Raw genomic sequence first — 2,918 nt, forward strand, 5'->3', positions numbered from 1 at the left:
AGATTCTGTGAAAATTAAAAAGCAATTTTCACTTTTTATTTAGGCAGTACTGCAAGCAGGCTTGCGGTACCATTTAACTATTTATTCAAAATGTATTGTCTTTTTAAGCATTTCATAGGAAATGTGCCCCACTACGCCAAGGAAGATGCCTTTTATAATGTTGAAGGGAGTTATTCCGATGAGGATTAGTGTGAACATATCATTAATTCCCGGTATCATTGAGGCTGCTGCAACAATGTTTTCAATACCTCCATACATCTTCGCGTACATGGGTATGGTTACAAAGTAGTTCATAAGAAAGCCAGCCACTGTCATGGAAAGGGTAGCTGCACCAAAGGCAAGAACGGATTTATATCTGCCTTTCAGCTTACGGAACAAGAGGCTTGCCGGTACTACGTAGGCAATACTTACAATCAGATTGGCAAGCTCACCGATTCCCAGAGTTTTCGAGGCTGTAATTGCCTTTATCACGTTCTTAATAAATTCTATTACGATTCCTGCTGCCGGTCCAAACCAGAAAGCACCTATTATTGCCGGAACATCGCTAAATTCTAACCTTAAAAAGCCGATAAAGGGAGGGGATTCCAATAGCATCAGTACATAGGATAAGGCTGATAAAAGACTTACCGTAACCATTACCCTTGTAGTAAAAATCGACCTTCTTGCATAGCTTCCATTGGCTGTGTTGTGACTTGATGATTTCATAATATTCTCTCCTTTTCAGAAGGAAATTCCTGGCGTTCTGTGTGGGAAAACACTTGTAATATATGTTATCCTCACCTTGACCTGGGAATTTATGAATGACACCTGCTATTCATAAACTCTATCAGCAGAAAAATAAAAGCCCCGAATATTAATTCGAGGCTTGTTAAATACATGCATTCATGCAAATTCTGCAATCAGTTTCTTCTCACATCCAGACTTTACTGTCGGTTTTGGAATTACACCAAATCAGCTGCTACCAGTAAGTTAGTCTAACTTAAAAGCTGTTATTAACTTAAAAGTTGGTTATAACTTATAATCCAGTATCAGGTCGCGGACTATACCGCCGGTCGGGAATTTAACCCTGCCCCGAAGAATTTCCTTATTTTTTTGTGATTTTATAATATTCCCCTTTAGGAGATTTGTCAATAGTAAATTTTAGTTTATAAATACAAGAGAAGATACCGATTCCTATAAGGGCTCCAAAAGCATCTATTCCCACATCGGTTACCATCCCGGAGCGTCCCGGAATAAAAAGCTGGTGAATCTCATCCGTGGATGCATAAAGGGTACAAAGGCAGAGGCTTATCAGGTACAGCCTTCTCCCCTTTAAACGGTGGGCACAGGCAAATGCAAAGGCTGTTGTCAGGCCAAGCAATGCATACTCGGATAAATGTCCTAACTTTCTTATAGGGGTGTGTATATTCTCTATGATATGCTCTTCTTCCTCCCTTGTGACTTTTAAATCAACCGTGTTAATTACTGCTTCTACCACTTTTTTTGTCAGGGAGCCGCTTAAGCCGGAAGATTCACTGCCATTTTCCGAGGAAAAAGAAAAAATTATTATCATCACGAGAATTGCCGGAATCCAGGCCAACCATCGTTTTATATTCACTATTCATGCCTCTTTTACGGTGTTTTATCCCATATTATACTATTTCAGCAATATAGTCAACTCATGGTCCCGGCTTTTGTCCGGATATATCTGCTCCCTGAGTGCTTTGATATTCTTGTCAAAGTCCAGTGTTATTACCTCCATTCCCCTGATACGCATGAACTGGTAGGAATTATCCACCGGGATATGGCACTGCTTGATGTCATACCCTGCATATCCCGGAAGGGAAAGTATCATGGAAAATATCTCTCCTTCCGTCAGGTTCGTTGTAACCTGGGGCAGAAGTTTATTTAACAGATTATTCAGCTGGATTAAATTCAATTTCTTTATTTTCTGAAAGGCTTCCTTTAATACCCTTCTCTGCTTTTCCGTTCTTTCAAAATCTGTTCCTGTATAGCGGTTCCTGGCATAGCCCAGAGCCTGCTTCCCATTTAATATGAGCTCTCCAGGCTCCGTCAGGTAATCGCTTCCCTCCTTCTCCCCCCTTAGTTTGTTAAGCTCCGCAATATAGTCATTGATAACCGGTATTTCCTCCCTGGTGACCTCTATTGTTACTCCGCCCACAGCGTCTATGATATCCATGAACACATAGAAATCCACCGAGGCATACCTGTCTACACTGACTTTAAAATTCTGCTCTATGGTATTCATCAGCAGCTTGGGTCCGCCAAAGGCACAGGCAGCATTCAGGCGGTTATTGTTCTTACCGGGTATCTGAAGGTAAATATCCCGTAATAAAGAAGCGGCTGTTATGGTCTTATTTTTCTTATTGATGGATACCAGTATCATGGCATCAGAGCGTGAACTCTCTCCCTTTACCCTGTTATCCGTACCGATTAAGAGTATATTAAATACATTCTTATCGGATAAAACAACTGTGCTGTTATCCTCCATGTTCTTACGAATTGCCTCCTCTGCGGAGGTAATCTGTTCCGCAGAGGAATCCGGCTCCCCAGAGGCATCCTTCCCTGCCGTTGAGCCTGCTTCTGTATTACTGTCTTCTCCCGGTATATCTGTTACCCTTGCTCCGTCCCCTCCTGTTACCGCATCTTTTGAAAGAACTGCCGTCCTGTTCAACTTACTGATATAACTATGCGCAAAGAGAAAAATACACAGCAGGCTAAAAGCAACGACTGCAAGAAGGATGCCTGTCATTTTTTTAAACCTTTTCCCCTTTGCGAAGGAAATTTTCTCCATTATCCACCTCATTTCTGCACTAACCACTATGCCTTCCCAGCACGCCGCAAGATTGGGCCGAGGATTTCGCAGGCTCAATCTTGTGTGTGAATTATGCTTTCCAATAATTCACACTAACAGCCAT

Annotated in this window: 3 protein-coding genes and 1 riboswitch; all 3 genes read right to left on the reverse strand. The window is 41.8% G+C overall.

Going from position 1 to position 2,918, the window contains the following annotated elements; genetic code table 11:
* Positions 1–81: 81 nt before the first annotated feature.
* On the reverse strand, positions 82–705 hold the full coding sequence (locus tag BUB77_RS28980) for an ECF transporter S component (RefSeq protein ID WP_084124859.1): 624 nt from the start codon (positions 703–705) through the stop codon (positions 82–84).
* Between the two features lie 195 nt (positions 706–900).
* Positions 901–1,083, reverse strand: a riboswitch (FMN riboswitch).
* Between the two features lies 1 nt (position 1,084).
* Positions 1,085–1,597: a VanZ family protein gene (locus BUB77_RS28985; RefSeq protein ID WP_084124862.1), complete on the reverse strand. Its 513-nt coding sequence runs from the start codon at positions 1,595–1,597 to the stop codon at positions 1,085–1,087.
* Between the two features lie 39 nt (positions 1,598–1,636).
* Positions 1,637–2,794, reverse strand: coding sequence for an LCP family protein (locus tag BUB77_RS28990; protein WP_073280640.1), 1,158 nt, complete (start codon positions 2,792–2,794; stop codon positions 1,637–1,639).
* Positions 2,795–2,918: the final 124 nt, after the last annotated feature.

It is taken from the genome of Anaerocolumna jejuensis DSM 15929, from assembly GCF_900142215.1.
Taxonomy (GTDB): domain Bacteria; phylum Bacillota; class Clostridia; order Lachnospirales; family Lachnospiraceae; genus Anaerocolumna; species Anaerocolumna jejuensis.